Consider the following 24,658-nt stretch of genomic DNA (forward strand, 5'->3'; position numbering starts at 1 on the left):
TTTTTACAAAAAAACACCAAATCCCCCTCATCTACCCCTACAAACTTTTAACTCCTTATTACACTACCTTTATTCTGAATTCCCTATTCCCTGGCCTTCCTCACTTTTCCTGCACATAATCTCTTCCTCGATACTTACTTCGTTTTTACGTTTAACTCCTTTAATAATATAATTAATGAAAAATAAACAAATAAAAACAAAAATCAAAATGGTGAGTATTAATAGCACTAGCTGTAGCACAATTTCTCCATATCCGTACAAAATTAAACTATGCATCATTATTAATACCTCCTACTATTCAATTCGACCATTCGACACCCTTTCTTAATTTACAGAATATTTACTTAATTTATTCGATTTAGTTACAAAAAAACCCTTTTATGCGTCCTCTCAATACTCTATGGCTTTAAATGATTATAGTGATTATTTTGTTAAAATCACTATTTAGCCGTTTTAAAGAAAGATTGGTTTGCCTAAAAGGGTTTTTATTTACTATTTAATTTTCTACTGCTACTTCTTCATTAATACGATTTAATTCATATCCTTCATGAAGCGCATGTACTGCTTCTTGTAATTTTGATTTAGGTACAACAGTTGACACTTTGATTTCTGATGTACTAACCATTTTTACCGGAATATCACTGTCAGCTAAAAATTTAAACATTTTCGCAGCTACACCTGGATTTGAAACCATTCCACTACCAACAATTGAGACTTTAGCAAGTTCGCTTTCAAAATCAAATGAACGATAACCTAAAAATTCTTTCTTTGATTCTAGGACTGTAATTGCTTCCAACATATTTTCTGATTTAATTGAAAATGAAAGGTTTACTAAATTATCAGATGTTACACTTTGAATAATAATATCAACATCAATACCTTCAGTTGCTAATAAAGTAAAGATTTTAGGTAATAAATCTACATGATTATTTAAACCGTTTAAAGTCATTCTTGTTACATTAGACTCGAATGCGATTCCTCTTACGACTGATTGTTGTTCCATTTCTTGTTCCTCCCCAATAAATGTACCGATTTCATCATGTTGACTTGATCGTACTTGAATGACTAAATTATAATTTTTTGCGAATTCAACTGCTCTAGGATGTAAAACAGCTGCTCCTAAAGCTGCAAGTTCTAACATTTCATCATACGAGACACGGCTTAATTTCGATGCATTTGGTTCAACTCTAGGATCCGTCGTATAAACTCCTAATACATCAGTATAAATATCACAACGTTCTGCATTTAAAGCTGCAGCTAAAGCTACTGCTGTAGTATCTGAACCACCGCGGCCAAGCGTTGTAATTTCATTATTTTCACTTAAGCCTTGGAAACCAGCTACGATTACGATATAACCTTCATCAAGCAACTGTTGAATTTTTTCAGTATGAATCGTTTCTATTCGAGCATTACCATGAACAGATTCAGTCTGAATACCTGCTTGCCAACCTGTTAGTGAAATGGCTTTAAACCCTTTAGCTTGGATTGCCATTGCAAGTAATGAAATAGTAACTTGTTCACCTGTTGTAAGTAGCATATCTAATTCGCGCTTATTGTTTTGTGGACTAATTTGTGTTGCTAGACTAACAAGTTCGTCAGTATGATGTCCCATAGCTGAAACAACTGTAACGACTTGGTTTCCTTCTTTGTAAGATTTGGTTACTGTTTCAGCAACATGCTGTATTCGTTCAATTGAGCCTACTGAAGTACCACCGAATTTCTGAACAATAATTCCCATTTTTCTCATCCTCACTTTGTTAACTTAAAAAAGAATACAAAAAAGCGCGTGAAGCAATGTTCACGCGCCTAATTTACAATAAATAAAATAGACAAATCATCAACATCTCTTCAATAGCTCCCCGCATAATTATTATGCGACAGTACTACATTTCTTAAATGCAGTCCCAACAAAATGAATTGTGGATTCCTTTTGTTTCGGCAAAACATCCTTTCAACTGTCCATTACAACGCCACACGTCTATGACAGCATACTCTTAGGTTTTGCACCTCTATTACGAGAGAAAATCATTTAATTTTAACTAAAATATAAATTATTTTGAAAATAGTGTCAAGATAAAAATATTGGAAGAATCTAAATATCACTCATTTTGGAAAAATTGATAGATTCCTTCTGCAACATTTTTTGGTATTTTCGCTGCTATTAATTCATCAATTGTTGCTTCTTTTATTTTTTTAACAGATCCAAAATATTTAAGTAAGGCTTTTTTTCTAGTACCACCGACACCTGGAATACCATCTAATGCAGATTGAACCATCGATTTACTATGCAACTGACGGTAAAATTCAATCGCAAATCTGTGCACCTCGTCTTGAATTCTTTGGAGTAAAAAGAATTCTTGGCTTTGTCTTCCTAATTGTACAATTTGAGGTGGCTGCCCAATTAATAACTCTGAAGTTCGGTGTTTTTCGTCCTTAACAAGTCCTGCGGTTGGAACGAATAAACCTAATTCATTTTGAAGTACATCCTCTACTGCAGCTAAATGTCCTTTACCTCCATCGACGATAATTAAGTTTGGTAAAGGTAGATTTTCTTTTAATGCTCTAGAATATCTTCTCCTTACAACTTCACGCATTGAATCATAATCATCTGGTCCAACTACAGTTTTAATTTTATATTTTCGATAATCTTTTTTTGACGGTTTTCCATCTATAAATACAATCATTGCTGAAACAGGATTCGTACCTTGAATATTTGAATTATCGAATGCCTCGATTCGATAAGGAGTTTCAATATTTAATATTTCACCTAGTTTTTCAATTGCTTTAACTGTTCTTTCTTCGTCACGCTCGATTAATTTAAATTTTTCACCGAGACCAATTTTGGCATTTTTATTTGCTAATACAACTAATTCCTTTTTTTGTCCTCTTTTTGGTTGTAGAACAGGAACTTTCAGTAATTCTTTTAAAATTTCAGTATCAACTTTATCCGGTACGAATAATTCTTTCGGCTTTATATTATGAGGTTTTTCATAAAATTGTCCTATAAATGAAAGGAACTCTTCCTCTGGCTCATCGAAAATTGGAAAATAAGACACATCTCGCTCAATTAATTTTCCACTTCGAACAAAGAAAACTTGAACACACATCCATCCTTTGTCCACTGCATATCCAAACACATCTCGATCAACCAAATCACTATTCATCATTTTCTGCTTTTCCATCGTTGCTTCAATTGACACAATTTGATCTCGGTATTCTTTCGCTCGCTCGAAATCTAATTGCTCCGATGCTGCTAACATTTTTGCCTCAAGCTCTTTTCGAATTTGATCTTCACCACCATTTAGAAAACGAACAATTTCATTTACTATTTCTTGGTTCTGTTGATCGGTTACTTCTTTTACGCAAGGCGCAAGACATTGACCAATATGATAATACAAACAAACCTTATCAGGTAATGAAGTACATTTTCGCAATGGATATAAACGATCTAATAATTTTTTCGTTTCATTTGCAGCAGTGGCATTAGGAAACGGTCCAAAATATTTTCCTTTATCCTTCTTCACATTACGCGTAATTAATAAACGCGGATGTTTTTCAGCAGTAATTTTAATAAAGGGGTATGACTTATCATCCTTTAGCATGATGTTATATTTGGGATCATATTTCTTAATCAAATTCATTTCAAGAATTAATGCTTCCATATTTGAAGAAGTCACAATATATTCAAAATCAGTGATTTCTTGAACTAAACGATACGTTTTACCATCATGAGATCCTGTAAAATATGACCTAACTCTATTTTTTAATACTTTGGCTTTTCCTACATAGATAATTGTCCCCTGAACGTCTTTCATTAAATAGCATCCAGGTTGATCTGGTAATAGCGCCAACTTTTCTTTTAAATGATTATTCAATGTCAAACCCCCTTCCGTGCATTTGTACACTTAATATTATAATCTCCATCGTTAAAAACTGAAAATACTTTAATGTAATTAAGAAAAAATTAAGCTTTCTATTATACCTTTAATTTCAATAGTAATTAAGAAGAGGAGAATACTAAATGAAAAAAGTTCGAGCGATTCATTTTTGGATTGGTGTTATTGTTTCGGTTTTCTTACTAATCGAATCAACAACTGGAATAATCCTATACTTTAATAAAGGAGGCGAGGAAAGAAGTAGATTTTCTATGCAAGATGGTCAATTCCCTTCAGGTAGCCAGTTTAATGGAAATCAACAATCTAATTCACAAAACGGTGACAACACAACTTCTCAAAATGGACAAACTGGAAACAATACTCAATTCCCTAATTTTCAAAATAGACCTGAGCAATCAGCCTTTTCAGTAAAAAGCTTACATACCGGTATTATTGGTTTAATAAGTGGAATCGGTCTTTTTATTCTTACTGGAACTGGACTGACTTTATCTTGGATTTTGTGGAGAAATAAAAGAAAAACGAAAAAGCGAAGAGAAAAAGTTTCAATGGCTATTTAATGTTTGGTTAGTGTCTTAAATATAGATTTTTAAAAAAACAAAAACCATCTAGAATGTAGTGAACCACAATCTAGATGGTTTTTTATTTTATTTAGCTTGAGAAATTAAGAAGTCGCAGTTTCAACTTTAACTTGTTCTTCTTTATTTTCATTGTCTCCAGCTTTTCTATTCGTTAATTTAATTGGTTTTAGGAATAAAGTTACGACTGCACCAATTAAAATGAATCCTAAACCTACGAAGAATACTTGGTGTAAAGAATCCATTAAAGAAGTTTTAATGATTGGTAACATTCCTTCTAGGATTGGTTTAGGAATTATTTTTTTAGCATCCGCATTAAATAACATTGTAAATACAGATTGAGGTGTTGTATTAATCATGTCTTTAAATTTGTCTACTAATGGAGCTGCTTGTGCTGGTAATTTATTTAAAAATGGAACTAAATCATGATTTAAAAGTGTTCCTGATTTACTGTTCATTACAGCACCTAAAACAGTAGCTCCAAATGTTCCACCGATTGAACGGAAGAATTGGCTTGAAGATGTTACGATCCCTAATTCTTTCTTATCGAAAACTTCTTGTAGAGCTAGTGTAATTGTCGGCATTACTAAACCAATACCAAGACCCATAACTCCCATAAAAATTGTTGCAATTGTTTTACTTGAATTCATGTCTAAAGTTGTTAGTAGGTATAAACCTAATGCGATTACGAACATACCTGTAATAATTTGTGGTTTTATCCCAACTTTAAATACAACCTGACCACCGATAATACTTGCAATAATCATAGTAACCATCATCGGCGTCATAATAGTTCCCGATTGAGTTGCACTTGTTCCAACAATACCTTGCATGAAGAATGGTACGAACATGATTGCGCCAAACATCGCGATTGTCATAAAGAAACCAATTAAGTTTAATGTTACGAAAGTTCTATTTTTGAATAAATGCATTGGTAAAATTGGCTCTTTAGCTTTATTTTCTACAATAACGAAGCTAACGATTCCAACCACTGCTAAAACAAATAAACCAATGATTTGCCAAGAATTCCAATCATACTTAACTCCGCCTAAACTTAAAGCAAGTAGTAAACTTACAACACCAATGATCATCGTAAACATACCAGCAATATCGAAATTGATTGGACCAGAATTTTTACGACCTTTTAATCCTAAAGCAATAAAAATTGTTGCAATAATCCCAACAGGAAGGTTAATGTAGAAAACCCATTTCCAGTTTAATGAGTCAACAATCCAACCACCAATTTGTGGACCAATTACTGACGCTAAACCGTAAATACCACCAAAAACCCCTTGGAATTTCGCACGTTCTTTACCTGTAAATAAATCCCCGATTACAATCATCGCCATCGGCATCATTACACCGCCACCGATACCTTGAATACCACGGTAAATGATTAATTCTGTCATATTATGTGCAATACCACATAAAGCAGAAGCTGCCATGAATATAACTAAACCTGCAATATATACACTTCTACGACCTAATAAGTCGGCTAATTTACCAGCGATCGGCACAACAGTAGTTGAAGTTAATAAGTATGCTGTTGTAAGCCAAGTCATCATACTTAAACCACCAAGGTCTCCTACAATTTTAGGCATTGCAGTACCAACAATCGTACCATCTAATGCCGAGAAAAACATTGCTATAATAAGACCAATTAGCAATAGTTTACGATTATAATCTTTTTGAACAACTGTATTTGTACTCAAAATATATTTCTCCCTTCTCTCCACTATCTTTTTTCTTTTTATAATAACTAATACAAAAAAGTATTTTGTAAAAATTTTCTATATATCAGCCGCTGCGTTAGCAAGCTTTTCTGTAATCTTTGCAAATTGTAAAAGCTCTTCATCAGAAAGGTTAAATAAGATGCCTTCAAAAATCTCTTTTCGTTCTTTAAGCACAGCTTCTAATTTTTTTATACCTTCCTCACTTAGCATAATATTTACAACTCGACGGTCTTTTTTATCATGTTCTCTATAAACAAAATTATTATGTTCAAGTCGATCAATCATAAAGGATACCGCACTTGGTTTTACACCCATCATTTCCGCGATTTCAGATATTTTACAGCTCTCATTTTTTCGTAAGTACATCAAAACAAAAAATTGAGTAGCTGTTACTCCATGACTATTCATACTTTCTGTCACCTTTGGTTGCATTTTGTGAATAGCAGAATGAAGCGCGGTCTGAATCCGTTCAATGTACTCATTTTTGTTCCCCAAGAATATTAACCTCCTTTAACAATTAATCCGAATAAATATTTAATGCCTGTTAAATATTAATGCTTATTAAATATAAAACGTGACAGAAAAATAGTCAATCCTATTTACATTAGAAATTTTTAACAAAATCTAAAGGTTAAACTTGGTCTTATTAATGAAAACCATTTCATTTCAGTAATAAATAAACTCCATCGTATTTTGCCAAATGACTCTATTTTTAATTAAATATTATAAAGAAGAAAAACTGTGCAAAAAAAAGAAATGCACTCATATTATGAGTGCATTTCTTACAAATTATTATTAACCGATATGTGGAGTAATTAATTCTTCTAAAGCTTCTTTTGGTTTGAAACCTAAAGTTTTATCAACTACTTCGCCATCTTTAAGAACGAATAATGATGGAATGCTCATAACTTCAAATTTAGCAGCTGTTTCTTGATTTTCATCAACATCAACTTTTACGATTTTAACTTTATCACCATATTCAGAAGCTAATTCTTCTAATACAGGAGCGATCATTTTACAAGGCCCACACCAAGTTGCCCAAAAATCAACTAGTACTACACCTTCTTTTGTTTCTTCTGCGAACGTTGCGTTTGTTGCGTTAACAATTGCCATTTATATTTCCTCCTATTGCCAATCTATAAAGTAAAATATGATGATTGACATAATTTGTTATAATTTTAAAGAAAGTATACCATATGAGAATTAGCATTTTCTATTAATTTGCTCAAACTTACTATAACCAAACAAATTGTTGATATACCAGTGAAAGGACTAAAAAAAAATGATAACATTTGAAAAAATTACACAAGACTTAATAGAAGTAATCGAAGAAATTACAAATTCTAATCAAAGTTACAATTTAATGGAAAACGGTCGACTAACTAGAACAAAAGAAGAACTGATGAATGAGTATTTTGATTCCTCAACACAAACGGAAACTTATTTTATAAAGCTAGATGATACATATATAGGATTGGTTGATTTTTTAAAACTTAATCCTAAAGATGGTTTTCCTTGGCTAGGGCTATTAATGATACATAATGATTACCAAGGTTATGGATTCGGAACAAACGCATTTTTATTATTCGAAGAGCTACTATTAAAAAGAAGTATTCACGGATTACGTTTAGGTGTACTGCTGAGTAACCAGCAAGCTAAAACATTTTGGCAATCTCAAGGATTTACATTTGTTGAAAATAGAACAAATACAGATGGAATTGAAGTTGAAGTATATGAAAAACTTTATTCGTAAATGTTAAAAAACGACTACCACTACCATATAACTCATTAAGATTATTGAACTAGTCCATAAGTAATCGAATCACTCATTACATTTGTCACAATTTTGTAAAATCTTACTTGGGAAATGTCAGATTTTTATGTTAATATATTATTGAATATAATAATAATATTCAAAAAATTTAACGTTAGGAGTGGCAGTCATGAGAAAACCTTTTCGTAAAACGTTTAACCAATTAGTTAATGAGAATAAACAATCTTTATTGCACAACAAAGAAGAAATTGAGAAGATTGAAAGAAAAATTGAAAAACGCCACGAATTACTATACGAAAAAAGCAAAATAAACAAAGCTATTTCTTAATTTACTAAGTAATCCTTTAAAGGGGGTTACTTTTTTTTGTTCACCCATGCCCTCATAGATAGCAAGTACCCCAGTTTTTAAAATCGACTCACTTCTTTCCTATATATTAATTCGCAATAAATCCTGATCTATTTAAAATAGGCGAACTCTTACAATAAATTAGACGTACTATATGGTACATTGGTCTAGAAATTGGAGGTTAAAATATGCATCATCCATTTTGGAATTCACCCCCTCATCACCACCCGCAACATCCTATGAGAAATGGCGTTCAAGGTCACGTTCAAACTGATCATCAAACGGTTATGCAAATGTTTATGAATCTTGAAAATCAAATTACTAACCTTGTAAAAGCAATCGAAGCAAACAATGAATTACTTAGACAACTTGAGCAAAACCAAAAACAAGTAGTAACATCTGGCGGTGGATCAGTCATTGTTAGGATGTAGTGGCAATGGCTTGTAAAATAGAAGAACTATAAAAGGAGGTGTTCAAAAAGTCAGAGTAACTGACAAATGACTCCTCTTTTTTTATTGAAAAAAAAACAAAATACACGGATGAAATAGAAAGAAATTGTTAACCTTTTGATGATTAACGTCGCGCGAAAAACATAAACGGGGGTATATTAGTGAAGTTTTTCATTTGTAGTTGAAAATATTGTTCTTTGGATACCGAATTACAACTATTTATCCATTTTTTTAACTAATTCGAAAGAAATGTAAGGATATCTCTTAATTTTTCATTCGAAAGTATCTGCTTTTATACGAAAATAGGCTGTAATACCCTAGCCGGTATGGGTAATTTCTTATTTTAATTGCGATTTCTCATTTTTATTTGCGCTATGCCGGTTTTATTTGCGATTCCCTAGTTTTATTTGCGTTATACTGTTTTTATTTGCGATTCCCCAGATTTATTTGCGTTATACCGTTTTTATTTGCGTTGCCCCATTTTTATTTGCGTTATACCGTTTTTAATTGCGTTGCCCCATCTTTATTTACCATTCTACTTTTTTATTTACCGTTCCACCTTCTTATTCCCATGCTCTACTTCTATTTCCCCTAACCAATCTAACTCCCGATTCCCAACAATAAAAAAAAGAAGGCCCCCTAAAAAATTAGGGACACCTTCATTTTACAGTGAGATTAAGAGTTAACTAATACCGCTTTAAATTCTTCAGTTAATAATGGTAAAACATCGAATAAGTCACCAACGATTCCATAATCAGCTACTTTAAAGATGTTAGCTTCTGGATCTTTGTTGATTGCAACGATTACTTTAGAGTTAGACATACCAGCTAAATGTTGAATTGCTCCTGAGATACCACATGCGATGTATAAATCAGGTGTTACAACTTTACCAGTTTGGCCAATTTGTAAAGAGTAATCACAGTAGTTAGCATCACAAGCGCCACGAGATGCACCTACAGCAGCTCCTAATACTGTTGCTAATTCTTTTAATGGGTTAAATCCATTTTCACTCTTAACTCCACGTCCACCAGCAACAATAATTTTAGCTTCAGAAAGGTCTACGCCTTCACTAGCTTTACGTACAACGTCTTTTACGATTGAACGTAAGTCTTTAATTTCAACAGAAACAGTTGCCACATCACCACTACGAGTAGCATCTTTTTCTAATGCTGTAATATTGTTTGGACGAATTGTCGCAAAAATAAATGGATCTACCATAACTTTTTTCTCGAATGCTTTACCTGAGTAAATTGGACGAGTGAAAACGATATTTCCACCTGCTACTTCAATTGTTGTAACGTCTGAAATTAGTCCGCTTTGTAAGCGAGCTGCAAGCTTTGGTGATAAATCTTTTCCTAAAGCAGTATGGCCGAATACAAGACCTTCTGGCTTTTCTTGGTCAATAACAGCTAATAATGCTTGAGAATATCCGTCAGAAGTATAAGATGCTAATTTTTCATCTTCTACAACGATCGCACGGTCTGCACCGTATTGAATCATTTCAGTAGCTAATGCACTTACTGATTTACCTACTAATACAGCAACTACTTCTCCGCCCTCAGCAACTGTTTTAGCAGCACCTACTGCCTCAAATGAAACATTTCGTAATGAACCTTCACGAACTTCGCCTAATACTAATACTTTACGTGACATGTTATTTCCCTCCAAAATTTTCGATTACGATATTAATCTATTAGTCTGTTCCCATATTCAATTAAATTAAATTACTTTTGCCTCAGAACGTAATAATGAAACTAGTTCTTTAACTTGGTCTTGTAATTCACCAGCTAAAACTCTACCGCCTTCTTTTTTCGCAGGAAGGTAAATTTCAATCGTTTTTGTTTTTGCTTCAACTTCATCTTCTTCTAGATCTAAATCATCTAATTCTAACTCGGCTAAAGGTTTTTTCTTAGCTTTCATGATCCCAGGTAAAGATGGATATCTTGGCTCGTTTAAACCTTGTTGAGCAGTAATTAATAATGGTAAAGATGTTTCAATAATTTCTGTGTCGCCTTCTACATCACGTTCGATTGTAGCTGTTGTACCACTAATTTCGATTTTTGTAATTGTCGTTACGTAAGGAATGTTTAATAATTCAGCAACACGAGGACCTACTTGACCAGTACCACCATCAATTGCTACATTACCAGCTAAGATAATTGAAGGGTCTTTATCCTCTAAGTATTTTGCAATTAGTTTAGATGTTGTATATTGATCAGCATTTGTCACATCATCTTCAACATTAATTAACACGGCTTTATCAGCACCCATTGCTAGTGCTGTACGTAGTTCTTTTTCGCTATCTTCGTTACCAACTGTTACTACTGTTACTTCGCCGCCGTGAGCGTCACGGATTTGAATTGCTTCTTCAACTGCATACTCATCATAAGGATTTATAATAAATTCAGCGCCATCCTCTTGGATTGCACCATTTGAAATTGTAATTTTCTCTTCAGTATCGAATGTTCTTTTTAATAGTACATAAATGTTCATTGTTATACCCTCCTAGGAATTGTAACTACATCTATTTTTTTAAAATATTAAACTACTTATTTATTAAACACTGGTTTCCTTTTTTCTAAAAATGCCGAAATACCCTCTTTTGCATTTTCAGTTGTAAAAATTTCTCCAAATAATTTAGACTCTTCTTCAACCGCTTCATGATAAGATTCAGTTCTTGTTGAAGATAGTAGTTGTAGAACATATTCAATTGATTGCATACTTTTTCTTGCTATTTTAGCAGCCAAGGCTGTCGCTTCTTCTAATAAACTATCTTCTGGAACTACAATTGTAGCTAATCCAATTTTACCAGCTTCAACACCAGAAATTGGTTCAGAAGTAGCAAGCATTACTAATGCTTTATCTTTTCCAATATAACGAGGTAATCGTTGTGTCCCAGCAAAACCAGGAATGATTCCCAAGTTTAATTCAGGTAAACCAAGTTTTGCATTTTCTGCAACAACTCGGATATGGCAGCTCATCGCAAATTCTAATCCGCCACCTAATGCAGCACCATGAATTGCTGCGATAATTGGCTTAGAATAATTTTCAACACGATCAAATACTAATTGACCTCTTCTAGCTACAGCAGCTGCATCTTCTGCATTTTTGAATGAAGTAAACTCTTTTATATCTGCACCTGCAGAGAAAAATTTACCTTCTCCATGGACAACTAAAACGCTTACATCATCGTTATTTTCTAATTCATCTAAACGCTTAACTAAATCAGCAAATACTACCGAAGACATAGCATTTGCTGGTGGATGTTGAATTGTTAGAAATGCAATACCGTCGGATATTTTACATTGAATTAAACTCACAACTATTCCTCCTTATTTTTGAAGTGTACTAGAACGTTAATTTTGGTACCCGCATCCTCTTATTAATAATTGGTGAACTTTTTCAGCTTTTGACTCTAGATCTTGCTTTTGACCTGTCATTACCCAATGAGTCATCACTTCATCAATCGTCCCAAAAATCATTTGTCTAGCTGTACGTATATCTAATTGCTTGTCAAACAAACCGCTATTTACCCCATCAATTAAAATAGAATCTATAATATGGAGATACTCTTTCAGTACCTCGTTTATTTTTAATCTAAGGTCAATATTTGTTTGTCTTACTTCCAATTGCATAACGATTGCTAAATGTGAATCTTTAGACATTTCATAAAAGTGAGTTTTCACCAACATTAATAATTTCGATATAGAATCGGGTTTACCTTCAATTTTTTCACGAATTTTTTCAGTAAAATTTCCCATCTTCTCTTCGAACAACGAAATTAGGATTGATTCTTTATTTTTAAAATACAAATAGATTGTTCCATCAGCTACTCCAGCCTGCTTTGCAATTTTAGAAACTTGCGCTTGGTGGTAACCATTTTCAGCAATTACAACAACTGCAGCATCAATTATTTGTTTATATTTTGGTTTATCTCTTTTCATCTTTATATACCCCTTCATACAGTGAATGAATAATCATTCATATTCTCATAATACAAATTTATCAGAAAATTGTCAATTGTCCTTTAATAATTTGTTCCTCAAAAAAAAATCAAAGGTATTTATAAATAAATTCAATTGAGGGATGTTCTGTTGATCATCCCTCAATTGAATTTATATTAAATTTTCATCGGAATCTTCTGTTTTACTATTCTTTTGCTCTTCTTCTTCAAGCAATGTTCTTCTTAATATTTTACCAATCATCGTCTTCGGTAAATCTGTTCTAAATTCATAAACTCTCGGAACTTTGTATGCTGCTAAATATTTTCGGCAAAAATCATCTAATTCATCCTCAGTTACCGATTTACCTTCTTTTAATACAACATACGCTTTAACTGTTTCTCCACGATAGTCATCTGGAATTCCAACTACAACTGCTTCTTTAATAGCCTCATGTTCATATAATACTTCCTCTATATCTCTAGGATAAACATTAAATCCTCCTGCGTTAATCATATCTTTCTTACGATCAACAATATAAAAGAAGCCTTCCTCATCCATATAACCTAAATCACCTGTATATAACCATCCATCTTTTAAAGTGGCAGCAGTTTCTTCAGGACGATTCCAATAGCCTTTCATAACTTGTGGTCCTGAAACAATTAATTCACCAATTTCACGTGGAGGTAGCTCTTCTCCTGTTTCTAGGGAAACGATTTTAGCATCTGTACTTGGCCATGGAACGCCAATACTCCCAGTCACTCGTTTATCCCAAAGGAAATTACTATGTGTCACTGGAGAAGCCTCTGATAACCCGTAGCCCTCAACTAATTTCCCACCTGTCACCTTTTCAAACTGCTCTTGAACTTCTACAGGTAATGCTGCGGATCCGCTTAAGCACGCGTGAATACATGAAATATCATTCTTCTTTAATTCTGGATGATTTAATAGTGCAATATACATGGTTGGTGCACCTGGAAACAATGTAGGACGATACTTATTTATCGCTTCAAGCATTTGAGTTGCATCAAATCTTGGAACGATTATCATTTCATATGCACACATTATCGATAAATTCATACAAGTAGTCATTCCATATACGTGGAAAAATGGCAAGACAGTTAGAATTTTCTCTTGGCCCTTCTTGCTTTTATATAACCATTTTTCGGCCATTAATGTATTAGATGCTAAGTTTTTATGCGTAAGCATTACACCTTTTGGAAAGCCGGTAGTTCCACCCGTATATTGCAGTATTGCTATATCGTCTACATTACTATTTGTTGGCTCATGTTCAATTGGTGCAGATATGTTCATAATAAAATTAAATTCATGGATTGAATGATCTTTTGGTATCTCTGGAGCCTTTGGTTGTTTTGAAAAAGGATATAATATCCTTTTAATAAACGGTAAATAGTCTTTAATCCCAGTAACAAAAATATGTTGAAGCTTTGTAGTTTTCTTTACTTCGCACACTCTATTAATTAATAAATCTAAACAAATAATAGCCGTTGCACCACTATCATTCATTTGATGTTCAAGCTCACGTTCAGTATAGAGCGGATTTGTTTGGACGATTATTGCTTCTGCAAATAGAATTCCATAATATGCAATCACTGCTTGTGGACAATTTGGAAGCATGATTGCAACCCGATCACCTTTTTTAATTCCTAAATTCCTTAAAAAATTTGCAAATCTTAAAGACTGAATATAAATTTCGTTAAAAGTCATCGATTTCCCAAGAAAATTAAGCGCTTTCTTAGTTGGATATTTCGAAGCTGTCTGCTTTAAATAGTTTGGTAGTATTTCAAAGTGATCATCTAATGCTGTTGGTATTTGCTCTGGATACTGACTCACCCAAGGCTTTACACTTAGTTCCTCCATACCATTCACCACCAGTATTTTAAAAGTATGTTCATACTAAAATTAGTATATGTTACAAATTTCAGCTATACAATCAAAATATTAAGAATATTTAATCACCAGTTGTTTTCTTATTTTTTATGAAATTATTTAACTAGTTGGTCAAGTAGTATTCCATTATCATAGTAAAAACCTGATTCTAGATCAGTGCGATTAATTAATAACCCAAAATTATATTTATCATAATTCTCAAGTGTTAACGATTTAACTTTTCCCTCTGGCGATAAGTCTTTTACAAGTTTCCAAATAAATGCATATTGTGAGTCAATATCAGTAGTCGCTAAATGAAAAATACCCTTTAGATCATTTGCGATAATTTGTTTGACCTGGCTTGCTATCTCTGTATCAATGGCATGATTTAAATATATATTGTCGTAGGCTTCAATCTCTTGCCCATTTTCTATTTTATTCTTTATTTCTTTTAACCTCGGAGATTGTTTTCCCCAAACCATTGGTAATCTTAAAATTACTCCACGCTCTCCAAGCTCGTTCTTAATTAGCTCTTCACACTTTATTTTAAATTGCCCATAATCCGACTCAGCAACAGGAGGATCAGTTTCAGCATGATGCTTTGTTACGTCTCCATCAAAAACATTTGTTGTAGAACAAAATAAAAATCTAGTCGGTGTTGATTTTATCTTTTCTACAATTCTAGCATGAGCTTCGGATTGAACAGTAAAATCACCTCGTAAACAAGAAACGATTACATCCGGGCAAATACGATCAATCCAATTCAAAATTTTCTCTGAATCATTGATATCCCATTGTAATTGATGATCAGCTGTTAATTCTAATTCCGTTTGATTAAATGTTCCATACACATCATGATCAGGAGATAATTCTTTTATTAAAGCTTTACCAACTAGTCCACTAGCACCTAAAATTAATATTTTCATTGTCTCTCTCCTTTTTACAAAATATTTAATAAACTTATGATATATTGAATGTATCACAAAAAAACTCATTATTAAAAATGTTTATTAGTAAAATGACTTTTATGATAACGGGGAGTGAAGAATAGATGAAAACAAAGGTTCTTTTAAACAACCGTATTGTTGATTTAAAGTCTGCAAATGTAAATATATTAGATCGAGGTTATCAATTTGGAGATGGTGTTTACGAAGTCATTCGTTTTTTCAATAAGTCTTATTTTGAACTCGATGCCCATTTAATTCGTTTAAAGGATAGCTGTGAAAAAATACTAATCCCCTTTAAAATGCATCTGAAAAAGCTTGAAAGTGATTTAGTTTATTTAATGAACACTTGTGATTATGATAATGGCTATGTTTATATTCAAATTAGTAGAGGTGTAATGAACCGTAATCATATTTATCAAGAAGAAGCTAATTTAAAACCTCAATTAATTGCCTATACAGTTAGAGAAGATCAAAGACCATTACAACAAATGGAAAAAGGAATTACTGCTTATGTAACTAATGACATTAGGTGGCTCCGCTGTGATATTAAAAGTTTAAATTTATTAGGCAGCGTTTTAGTAAAAAATGAAGCTTATGCTAAGGGAGCAAAAGAGGCTATTTTGCATAGAGATGGAATCATTACTGAGGGTTCAGCAACAAATGTCTTTATCGTAAAAAACTCAACTCTTTATACCCATCCTGCAAATCATTTAATTCTTAATGGTATTACCCGAAAGGTAGTACTTGAAATTGCAAAAAATGAAAGTTTAGACGTAAAAGAAATTCCATTTTCGATAGATGATCTTTTAAATGCTGATGAAGCTTTTACAACAGCATCTGTTTCGGACATTTTACCTATTACTTCAGTTTTACTCGATGAAAAGTCTTATTCTATTGGTTTAGGTAAGCGTGGAGAAATTACTAAGAGAATACAAGACTCCTATACTAATTTAATTGAGAAAATACCACAGGATCAGTCAACTAACTAGTAGATAATCTAATCGTCCCCTATTGTTTATTTTAAATAACAATAGAGGGGCGTTTTCTTTTAGTTCTAAACTTTAAATAGAATTCGATTAATGTAATATATAGTAATGGTCACATATAAACTGTTAATACTGTAAGGTCCTTGTGGCAAAATTACATGAGCAAAAAAAACGCTTTACATGTTTAAAAAGTAAATGTGTAAAAAGGGTGATATCTATGAATAGATTATCATGGAATGTAAAACGCATTTGTAATAAATTGTTCGCAAATATGCCTGATGTAAAAGGTAAAATGATAACTAAATACAAATCAATAGAATGGGTTAGCTATGGGGATAGTATAACTTCGTCTAACGGATGGCAACCAGCTGTAGCGGAAAAGTTAGGTTTGACCCATCTGAATAGAGGGATTGGCGGAACAACTATAGCTGAAAATGGGTCGATTGCTTGGATCGATAAAAATGGAAATTATAAAGGTCACCCACCTGATATACAGCCAAAAGGAACAACAGAAATTTTGTCTAGTATGTGTAACAGTCAAAGAATCAATGCTACGATTCCACTTACTACTCAGTTATTAACAATAATGGGTGGGACAAATGACTTTGGTAGAAACATTCCTTTAGGAAATGGATTGCCAACAAATAAACACCTTAACTTAGACGAATCTACATTTACTGGTGCTTTGTGTTCGATGGTTGAAAAAATACAATTAAGGCTACCAGACTGCAGAATTATTCTTATGACGCCTGTACCTAGATATCACGAGGGAAAATATGAAGATAAAAATAAAGCCGGTTTTTTAACATCTGATTACGCTCGAGCTGTAAAAGATGTAGCATCTTTTTACTCATTGCCTTGTATTGACCTATACTCTAATGTTGGCTGGAATCGAATGAACGGTGAATATTATTTAATTGATAGTATGCATCCGAATAATACAAAAGGATATAAACGTGTTTCGGAGATTGTAATTGGAGAGTTGGAAGTTTTACAGCAGAATGTGAATTCAAAAATCAAAGACTAGTTCTTTGAAAGAATTAAAGTTAAAACTAAGTTGAGTAATCAGCTTCTATTTCATTTCGAAGCATAAAATCAATTTTTAAAAAAAGAGTTACTTCAGATTTACTGTGTGAAGATGAAATAAAAATAGATCTCCTAAGTCAGCAATACGACTTGAGAGATCTCTTTTTTTATTGTCTTTTCAATAATCGAGCAACATCTTTCAATTTTACTTTTTCACTGTAATACATGACCCCATTAACATAAATTCGGCTAGCAACACGAGTTAAAATCAAAATTGAAACGAGTAAAATTAATACACTAGCACTTATTTCTATAAAATTCATTTCTCCGCTTACAAATCTAGAAAATGCTACAAGTGGTGCAAAGAATGGAATGTAAGAGCTAATTTGGATAAATGTACCGTTTGGATTTATTAATGCATTAATACTAATAAAGAATGCAGCTACAACTAATATTGTAAGTGGCATCAGAACCATTTGAAGCTCTTCTGTTCTAGAAACGACTGATCCAATTGCAGCGTAAAGTAATCCGTACAATAAATAACCTAGTAAGAAATAAACTACAAAAGCTATGATGGTTGAACTATCTAATGCCTCTAAATCTATTTTCATTCCAAAAAAAGATATCGCATTAGTATTCACCCAGCCTAATAAATTGGCAAATAGAAATCCTAATCCTAGTACAATTAATTGTGCGCAGGCTACAAAAAATACTGCAACGACTCTTCCATATAGAGTAACGACAGGACTTACTTTAGGTAATAATACTTCCATTACTCTAGAAGACTTTTCAGCAACGATACCAGTAGCGATTGAGTTTCCATAAATTAATAAAAACATATATAGTAAGAAGCCAAAAAAGTAAGCAATTCCGAATGTAGCCATAGGGTTTTTTAGAACTTCTTCTTTAACTTCCACTTTTTGCAATAACTTTGCTACAGAGTCGGGTGATAATTTTAAGTCTTGCGCAGTTTTCGTTAAGTAATTTTGTTGCAATGTCATATTTAATACTGAAAGTACATCACTATTTGAGAACTTTTTATAAGTATATTGAATTGCCGGGACATTGTTCTTTTCAGTGATGATAATTAATCCATCTTTTGAGCCATCCTCAACTTGTTTTTTTACATCTATTTCATTACCCGGATTTCCCTGCTCTATTTTAGCCGATTTAAGTGTTTTGTTTAAACTAGCAGGATCTAAAGGATAATTTACCGTCTGATTAATTAATACAATTTTATCTTTATCCTTATTAGTCTTTTCTGTACCCGCGATATATTTCTGTACTCCAAATACCCCAACGACAAAAATAAATAAAACTACACTCATAATCATCGTTGCTTTTGCCATTAAGCCTTCACGTAAATGAAATAAAAAGACCGTGCTAAATTTTCTCATTTATCTCGCCCTCTCTATAAAGATATCATTTAGTGTCGGCTCTAATAATTGAAATTTCCTTATTGAACCCATTTCCGACTTTATATGATCTAAAATCGTAAATGCTTCCTCATCACTTTTCACTTTTACGTAAATTCCCGAATGCTTTTGTTCATAACTTACATTTTTAGAAGCTAATAATTGTTTAATAGGCTCTATATCTTCTAAAATTAAATTTCTATAACCATATTCCTCTTTTAATCTACTTAAACTACCTTCTGCGACTACATTTCCGTTCTTTAAAATACAAACATGTTCACAAAATGCTTCCACTTGATCCATGCGGTGGCTCGATAATATTACCGTTTTCCCTTTTTCAATTTCTTCGGTAATAATTGATGCCATTAAATCCGCATTAACTGGATCTAGTCCACTAAAAGGCTCATCTAAAATAATGAACTCAGGATTATGTAATAAAGTTACAATTAGTTGAATTTTTTGTTGGTTACCTTTGGAAAGCTCTCCAGCCTTTTTATTTCGATAGTGCGGTATTTCCAAACGATCTAACCAGTATGTTATTTCTTTATCGACTTCCTTGTTAGACATTCCTTCTAGTTTTCCAAAGTACTTTAGTTGATCAACAACCTTACTTTTTGTAAATAAACCTCTTTCCTCTGGTAAGTAACCGACCTTAACTTTAGTCGTTTTAAAAGGAGCACCTTCCCAATTTATTTCTCCATTAGTAGGGGTAAGTAGCCCTATCAACATTTTAATAGTGGTCGTTTTCCCCGCTCCATTCCTACCTAATAATCCTAGTACTCTTCCTTTAGGCAAAGTTAATGACAATTGATTAACTGCAATAGCATCTCCAAATTTTTTAGAAAGCTGTTTAATTTCTAAAGTCAACGCTTTTCCTCCTTCTAAAGTGAAAGTAAAGTACACTTAAACTTATTGTAATTTTTTTAATTGCTTATAAGATAAGCATACAGTTAAAAGAATTTCAATAAAAGTTAAATTTAATTTTTTGCGTATCTAGCCAAATAATTAAAAAAGAGAATGCCAAACTAGCATTCTCATTCATGTCATCAATATGAAATACTACCCGAAATCAATAAACCTACTGTTACGCTTAATGTAAATAATAATGCTGCAACGGCAACATTACCTTCTTCAACCTTTTTAGCAAATGATATTTTCGGAAATACTACAAATTCGGCAATCCAATATGTAACCATTTGAGCTATAATGCCAACTAGGCTCCAAATAATAAAGTCCCCATAGTTAACTGAGTATTTTGCTGCAGACATAATAACGATTGCTAATCCAACTAATTTACCTGCTAATTTTAATGCAACGGCTATATTGCCATCAACTAATATTAATTTTTGCTCACTCATCTTAGTTGTAAAAGTAAACGCTAAAAATCCAATAAATAAAAGAATAAGTCCTGATCCTAAATATTGCAATGTACTAACAATACTATCCATTTAACATCTCATCCCCTTTATTTAAATTTCTTCTTCAACAATCCCTACTGGTAAAAAGCAACTTTCGTTTCCAGTAATGATATTTCCAGCACGCACGCCGATTGCACCGTATTCTTCCTTAATTAAAAAACTACCTACTAATACATGTAAATTTAACACCCCTTCAGGAGTCATAACCTTACGCTTAGGTAAAGGCGAGTATTGTTGGTAGACCATCACCTGATTAGAGTAGTTATTCTGATTACTTTGCTGACTATGTTCACCATCATAAATCTTAATCGAATCTCCTTCACGTCCAAATGCAGGTTTCTCAACATATGGAAGTTTATGTTCGATAAAATAATCTGGCTCTAAAAAAGTTGGTAGAAAATAATTGCTAATGACTTCATGTTCTTCAACTGTAAAAACATCTGATTGTTCTATATGTAAGTTCCAAATCAATGCTTGAACAGCTTTAGACTGTAATAAAAACGAAGAGATAGGATTGAACATAATTAATTTCCCATCTATTACAAGCTGTAATAATGCCAATCCAATTTTTGTCCCATCTGAAGATTGATCAAGCTCTAGATATTCAATTGGATAAGTTTGTCGGTAAAGAATATGTATTCTTTCCCCTTGAGGTGTATATAGTCCATCATTTTCAATAATTTGTAAGTCTACTAGTGAAATCAATTGACTCTTACCTTTGTATAGAGATTGAATATACTTAACTGTCTTCCAGTCTTCCTCATGGTCTCCGTGAGCTGTAAAAACAATCATCGGTTCATCTAAACCTTTAATACTTTTATTTATGACATGATTTATGACGTTAGATAATTTCATTTCACTTTCAGCATTAGGATTTTTCACATTGAAGTAATCTGTAATATAGCCATTAACATGATGTGTTTCCATAATAAAAGTTGGCGTGTCACTATTACATTCATAATGTTTCCAACCATCCTTTGTGAAGGCAAGATCAATTCTTCTAATGATTCCTTCACTTTCAATCGTTTTATGACGTAAAAACGGAAGAATTTCCTTTGAATAACCTAACATATAAAAAATATCATCTGGAAGCTGTCTCATTAAACGAGCCGTCTTATCATAAATTTTTCCAATTTGCTCAGTAATTGAATGGATTTCATCTACTTCACTTTTTGTAAATGGATAATAATCTAATAAAGCATAATATGAATCTTGTAAATCTGCCCAAAAGTCTGGTAATCTTTTATATACTTCTTTTCGTTTTTGCTGAAAATCATGTAAATTGACATTTTCCATTATTAACCACCAAATCCTCCAGACGAACCCTTACCAAAGCCGCTCTTCGAGGAAGACGAAGTATGCCCTGCAAAGCTACTAGAAGATTTATAACTCTTATATGATTTACTTCCATGTAACGCTGTTATTGTTGGATAAAATATTCCTCCGTGATAATAACTATGGTAGTAATGACTAGAGCTGTCATCACAAACCCAAACACCTTCGTCATCATCAAAATCCCAGTCACGACAATCGTCATTTTTAGGTTTTTCTGGTCGATCCGCACTTTGAGAACTACAACCAGCTAGTGCACCTACTGCTAATCCACTCGTTAAAGCGATACTAACTTTTTTCATTAATAATGATGTTTTTGACATTTGGATCTCCTTTCCAGAATTAAATTAGTCTATTCTATACTAAACTACACTCAGGCGAACTGTATATAAAAACTAGTTTACGATGAAAAATGAGAAACAAGTTAAATATATTCATAAGTAAAGTGTCTTATTCTATTCTTAATGAAATAAATACATACATTTCTAACCGGGTCTTTGTTATATACTAATAGATATACAATTAATAAAGGAGTCCGAACAATGTTTAATACTAGTAACATTTTTGTTCTTGAATACCGACTGCTGGACGGCGAATCTACGCGTCCAATTTACCATTTTCCATTTTTATCAAAGGTCCAAATCTTTACTAGAAGATATTGCGACTATTTTATTTTAAATGGTTTCGTTTATGAGAACAGAGGCTCTTATATAGAAGAAGATCGTTATGTAATTGAAGTGGTTGAATCTGAATTAGAAAATACTCCTTATTATCATTTAAATAGACCATTAGGAATTGAAATTAGAGATGTTGATTCTTTTGAGGAAATTCATTTCTATGAAAGCGGGGATGAGTTAGACTTACTATCTTGGCTTCAATCAACCTATATTACAATCAATCAACAAATTTATGAGCAGACATCAAACGAAGTCGATCAAGACCGAAATACATACGTTATGTATGTTAAACCGTTTAATGATTAAAAAATGAGGCCGTACTATTAGTCTGCGTTACAGACGAATAGGCGGCCCCTTTTTTATATTTAAGAAAAGCAAAATGGGGGTATCCTGGTGACCTTTTTTCAATTAGAGTTGATATTATGCTCTCCATTTATAGATATTTAGTAGATTTCTTCACTTTTTTAGGCTTTTTAAATGGAATTAGAGCATATTTATTAATTTTCCATTCCTGTGTATCTACTTTTGAACAATTATATAGGAGAAATACCCTAACCGGTATAGGTAATTCCCTATCTAATTTGGCATTCTAGGGAATTTAATTGCAGTTTCACTAATTTTATTTGCAGTTTTGTTAAATTTAATTGCAGTTTTACTGTTTTTATTTGTAGATTCTCTATTTTTATTTGCAGTTCGTACTTTATTTGCAGTTTCGGATTTCTTATTTGCACATTTCACAGTTTTATTTGCATGTTCAACCATCTTATTTGCACTTCGGCTGTTATTTCAACTACTCTTCTTTAAATACTTCCTATAAATATAAAAAGTAGGATGCCCTTTTGGGACACCCTACTTTTTTAACCTATTATTTGTTCAAGCTTTATTAAATCTTTACACTGAATTCCATTTTCCCAAATTTCTTCTTCATAATTTTGAATAAAGAAATCACGGGAAATAGTACTTATTCGAAAGCCACAATTTTTATATAACGCTAATTGATGTGTACTTGAATTACCTGTACATATCGAAATTTTAGAATAGCCAAGTTTTTTAGATTCACGGATACCAAAGTGAATTAAACTTTTACCATAGCCATTACCTTGAAAGGCTGGATCAATTGCAATATTTTTAATTTCAATCTCTTCGTTGGAAATTTCCATTAATACGATTATACCAACGAGCAAATTACGATCTACTATTTCATAAATATGACTCTTTTGAATATACTTATCTACCATTTCTTTCGATGGATCAGCAAGTAACAATAGACTCCAATGCTCTTTTGTTAGAAATTGAATTTTATTAATATGACTCATTGAATCTCCTTACTTTTTTAGTCTCGCCTTTAAATAGTTAATCGTATCATTCGTAGACTTTTGTATCGATAGATTTGTAAATCCATGATTTCCATTCTTGAGAGGAATCAACGTAACCATTTTCGGATTTTTCTTAGCAAATCGTTTAGATTGACTAAATGGAACAAGCTTATCCCCTGTACCATGTACGATAAAGATTGGAACTTTTGTCTTTGCTACATATTGTATAGGACTCATCCGATTATATTCAGCAGTCATTTGATCGACGGTACTATTCATATATTTATCTACAATTTCCGAGCTTCTTGAAGTAGGAGATTGATTCATAGTCGTTAAGTCCGAAATAGGATACCAAGCGATCATGTATTTAATTTTACTTTGTATATCAGGTTGAAGACCAGTTAATAAGGCTAAATGACCACCAGCAGAAGCACCTGCTAAACCAATTTGATTTCGATTAATTCCTAATTCAGTAGAATTATCGTAAATAAAATTGATCGCTGTTTTCACATCATTAACAGGAAAATTATACGAATAATTTTCTTTAGAATAAAGTGTATAGTTTATACTAATTGCCGTATATCCGTCATTCACAATTTCATTAAAAATCGTTTGCCATCTTTTGTTTAACTCTTTACTACCATATCTCCAAGAACCTCCATGTACAAATATTAACGTCGGTGCTGGACCATGAGCGTTTTTAGAGCGGTATAAATCAAAAGTTTGTGGCACTTGAGCAGGATTTGTATAGCGAACATCTCTTTGCACAATAATATTTTTATTTACAATTACCTTCTTTTTGTGTTTATGAGGAAAACCATTAAATCCAACAAAGACAATAACAAAGATGACTACCGCTAAGATGATTTTCTTCAAACCAATTCACCTTTCTAATTAAAAAAGAGACTAACTCAATTATTTTCTCAATTCATTATTA

General features: G+C 32.5%; 27 protein-coding genes and 1 riboswitch. Of the genes, 7 read left to right on the forward strand and 20 right to left on the reverse strand.

What is annotated here, in order from left to right; all coding sequences use genetic code 11:
* Window positions 1–69: 69 nt before the first annotated feature.
* The 3 genes from CN692_RS16660 to uvrC all read right to left on the reverse strand — a co-directional run bounded on the left by CN692_RS16660 (window position 70) and on the right by uvrC (window position 3,875).
* A complete protein-coding gene (locus tag CN692_RS16660; protein WP_098120296.1) occupies window positions 70–279 on the reverse strand; it encodes a hypothetical protein in 210 nt (69 codons plus the stop codon).
* Window positions 280–496: 217 nt separating this feature from the next.
* Window positions 497–1,738: an aspartate kinase gene (locus tag CN692_RS16665; protein ID WP_098120297.1), complete on the reverse strand. Its 1,242-nt coding sequence runs from the start codon at window positions 1,736–1,738 to the stop codon at window positions 497–499.
* Window positions 1,739–1,844: 106 nt separating this feature from the next.
* A riboswitch (Lysine riboswitch) is annotated at window positions 1,845–2,020 on the reverse strand.
* A gap of 79 nt (window positions 2,021–2,099) precedes the next feature.
* Window positions 2,100–3,875, reverse strand: a complete 1,776-nt coding sequence (uvrC, locus tag CN692_RS16670) for an excinuclease ABC subunit UvrC (RefSeq protein ID WP_098120298.1) — start codon at window positions 3,873–3,875, stop codon at window positions 2,100–2,102.
* Between the two features lie 146 nt (window positions 3,876–4,021).
* Here uvrC and CN692_RS16675 point away from each other — a divergent pair, with 146 nt between their 5' ends.
* Window positions 4,022–4,453 (forward strand): PepSY domain-containing protein, encoded by a 432-nt coding sequence (locus CN692_RS16675; RefSeq protein ID WP_098120299.1) that lies wholly within the window; start codon window positions 4,022–4,024, stop codon window positions 4,451–4,453.
* A gap of 104 nt (window positions 4,454–4,557) precedes the next feature.
* On the opposite strand, the gene CN692_RS16680 is transcribed toward CN692_RS16675, so the two are convergent.
* The 3 genes from CN692_RS16680 to trxA form a co-directional block, all read right to left on the reverse strand.
* Window positions 4,558–6,183: an MDR family MFS transporter gene (locus tag CN692_RS16680; RefSeq protein ID WP_257144051.1), complete on the reverse strand. Its 1,626-nt coding sequence runs from the start codon at window positions 6,181–6,183 to the stop codon at window positions 4,558–4,560.
* A gap of 78 nt (window positions 6,184–6,261) precedes the next feature.
* Window positions 6,262–6,699 carry a MarR family winged helix-turn-helix transcriptional regulator gene (locus CN692_RS16685; RefSeq protein ID WP_098120300.1) on the reverse strand — a complete coding sequence of 146 codons (438 nt, stop codon included), beginning with the start codon at window positions 6,697–6,699 and terminating at the stop codon, window positions 6,262–6,264.
* A gap of 300 nt (window positions 6,700–6,999) precedes the next feature.
* Window positions 7,000–7,317, reverse strand: coding sequence for a thioredoxin (gene trxA / locus CN692_RS16690; protein WP_098120301.1), 318 nt, complete (start codon window positions 7,315–7,317; stop codon window positions 7,000–7,002).
* Between the two features lie 169 nt (window positions 7,318–7,486).
* On the opposite strand from trxA, the gene CN692_RS16695 reads away from it, so the two are divergent.
* The 3 genes from CN692_RS16695 to CN692_RS16705 all read left to right on the forward strand — a co-directional run bounded on the left by CN692_RS16695 (window position 7,487) and on the right by CN692_RS16705 (window position 8,755).
* Window positions 7,487–7,957, forward strand: a complete 471-nt coding sequence (locus CN692_RS16695) for a GNAT family N-acetyltransferase (protein WP_098120302.1) — start codon at window positions 7,487–7,489, stop codon at window positions 7,955–7,957.
* A 190-nt stretch (window positions 7,958–8,147) separates the two neighbouring features.
* Entirely contained in the window at window positions 8,148–8,306 is a 159-nt protein-coding gene (locus CN692_RS16700; RefSeq protein ID WP_098120303.1) for an FbpB family small basic protein, read from the forward strand.
* Between the two features lie 206 nt (window positions 8,307–8,512).
* Entirely contained in the window at window positions 8,513–8,755 is a 243-nt protein-coding gene (locus CN692_RS16705; RefSeq protein ID WP_098120304.1) for a hypothetical protein, read from the forward strand.
* A 693-nt stretch (window positions 8,756–9,448) separates the two neighbouring features.
* Here CN692_RS16705 and CN692_RS16710 read toward each other — a convergent pair.
* The 6 genes from CN692_RS16710 to CN692_RS16735 form a co-directional block, all read right to left on the reverse strand.
* Entirely contained in the window at window positions 9,449–10,426 is a 978-nt protein-coding gene (locus CN692_RS16710; RefSeq protein WP_098120305.1) for an electron transfer flavoprotein subunit alpha/FixB family protein, read from the reverse strand.
* Window positions 10,427–10,492: 66 nt separating this feature from the next.
* A complete protein-coding gene (locus tag CN692_RS16715) occupies window positions 10,493–11,266 on the reverse strand; it encodes an electron transfer flavoprotein subunit beta/FixA family protein (RefSeq protein ID WP_098120306.1) in 774 nt (257 codons plus the stop codon).
* 56 nt (window positions 11,267–11,322) lie between these two features.
* On the reverse strand, window positions 11,323–12,093 hold the full coding sequence (locus tag CN692_RS16720; RefSeq protein WP_257144052.1) for an enoyl-CoA hydratase: 771 nt from the start codon (window positions 12,091–12,093) through the stop codon (window positions 11,323–11,325).
* Between the two features lie 36 nt (window positions 12,094–12,129).
* A complete protein-coding gene (locus tag CN692_RS16725) occupies window positions 12,130–12,717 on the reverse strand; it encodes a TetR/AcrR family transcriptional regulator (RefSeq protein ID WP_098120307.1) in 588 nt (195 codons plus the stop codon).
* A 171-nt stretch (window positions 12,718–12,888) separates the two neighbouring features.
* A complete protein-coding gene (locus CN692_RS16730) occupies window positions 12,889–14,595 on the reverse strand; it encodes an AMP-binding protein (RefSeq protein ID WP_098120308.1) in 1,707 nt (568 codons plus the stop codon).
* Window positions 14,596–14,720: 125 nt separating this feature from the next.
* The gene (locus CN692_RS16735) at window positions 14,721–15,530 is read right to left on the reverse strand and encodes a sugar nucleotide-binding protein (protein ID WP_179874465.1); all 810 of its coding nucleotides are present in this window, start codon (window positions 15,528–15,530) and stop codon (window positions 14,721–14,723) included.
* A gap of 125 nt (window positions 15,531–15,655) precedes the next feature.
* On the opposite strand from CN692_RS16735, the gene dat reads away from it, so the two are divergent.
* Window positions 15,656–16,540: a D-amino-acid transaminase gene (dat, locus tag CN692_RS16740; RefSeq protein ID WP_098120310.1), complete on the forward strand. Its 885-nt coding sequence runs from the start codon at window positions 15,656–15,658 to the stop codon at window positions 16,538–16,540.
* A gap of 214 nt (window positions 16,541–16,754) precedes the next feature.
* Entirely contained in the window at window positions 16,755–17,564 is an 810-nt protein-coding gene (locus CN692_RS16745; RefSeq protein ID WP_098120311.1) for an SGNH/GDSL hydrolase family protein, read from the forward strand.
* A gap of 166 nt (window positions 17,565–17,730) precedes the next feature.
* Here the strand turns inward: CN692_RS16745 and CN692_RS16750 are convergent, their stop codons facing one another.
* The 5 genes from CN692_RS16750 to CN692_RS16770 all read right to left on the reverse strand — a co-directional run bounded on the left by CN692_RS16750 (window position 17,731) and on the right by CN692_RS16770 (window position 22,051).
* The gene (locus tag CN692_RS16750) at window positions 17,731–18,960 is read right to left on the reverse strand and encodes an ABC transporter permease (RefSeq protein WP_098120312.1); all 1,230 of its coding nucleotides are present in this window, start codon (window positions 18,958–18,960) and stop codon (window positions 17,731–17,733) included.
* On the reverse strand, window positions 18,961–19,845 hold the full coding sequence (locus CN692_RS16755; RefSeq protein WP_098120313.1) for an ABC transporter ATP-binding protein: 885 nt from the start codon (window positions 19,843–19,845) through the stop codon (window positions 18,961–18,963). It lies immediately after the preceding gene.
* 179 nt (window positions 19,846–20,024) lie between these two features.
* Window positions 20,025–20,426 carry a DUF350 domain-containing protein gene (locus CN692_RS16760; protein WP_257131774.1) on the reverse strand — a complete coding sequence of 134 codons (402 nt, stop codon included), beginning with the start codon at window positions 20,424–20,426 and terminating at the stop codon, window positions 20,025–20,027.
* 21 nt (window positions 20,427–20,447) lie between these two features.
* The gene (locus tag CN692_RS16765; RefSeq protein WP_098120314.1) at window positions 20,448–21,692 is read right to left on the reverse strand and encodes a glutathionylspermidine synthase family protein; all 1,245 of its coding nucleotides are present in this window, start codon (window positions 21,690–21,692) and stop codon (window positions 20,448–20,450) included.
* A gap of 2 nt (window positions 21,693–21,694) precedes the next feature.
* Entirely contained in the window at window positions 21,695–22,051 is a 357-nt protein-coding gene (locus tag CN692_RS16770; protein WP_098120315.1) for an aminotransferase yhxA, read from the reverse strand.
* A 219-nt stretch (window positions 22,052–22,270) separates the two neighbouring features.
* On the opposite strand from CN692_RS16770, the gene CN692_RS16775 reads away from it, so the two are divergent.
* Window positions 22,271–22,711 (forward strand): hypothetical protein, encoded by a 441-nt coding sequence (locus CN692_RS16775; RefSeq protein ID WP_098120316.1) that lies wholly within the window; start codon window positions 22,271–22,273, stop codon window positions 22,709–22,711.
* Window positions 22,712–22,981: 270 nt separating this feature from the next.
* Here CN692_RS16775 and CN692_RS16780 read toward each other — a convergent pair whose 3' ends face one another.
* The 3 genes from CN692_RS16780 to CN692_RS16790 form a co-directional block, all read right to left on the reverse strand.
* Window positions 22,982–23,167, reverse strand: a complete 186-nt coding sequence (locus CN692_RS16780) for a hypothetical protein (protein ID WP_098120317.1) — start codon at window positions 23,165–23,167, stop codon at window positions 22,982–22,984.
* 95 nt (window positions 23,168–23,262) lie between these two features.
* Window positions 23,263–23,721: a GNAT family N-acetyltransferase gene (locus tag CN692_RS16785; RefSeq protein ID WP_098120318.1), complete on the reverse strand. Its 459-nt coding sequence runs from the start codon at window positions 23,719–23,721 to the stop codon at window positions 23,263–23,265.
* Between the two features lie 9 nt (window positions 23,722–23,730).
* Window positions 23,731–24,597, reverse strand: a complete 867-nt coding sequence (locus tag CN692_RS16790) for an alpha/beta hydrolase (protein WP_172447303.1) — start codon at window positions 24,595–24,597, stop codon at window positions 23,731–23,733.
* Window positions 24,598–24,658 lie beyond the last annotated feature (61 nt).

Origin of the sequence: Bacillus sp. AFS002410 (genome assembly GCF_002556365.1) — a bacterium.
Lineage (GTDB): Bacteria > Bacillota > Bacilli > Bacillales > Bacillaceae_G > Gottfriedia.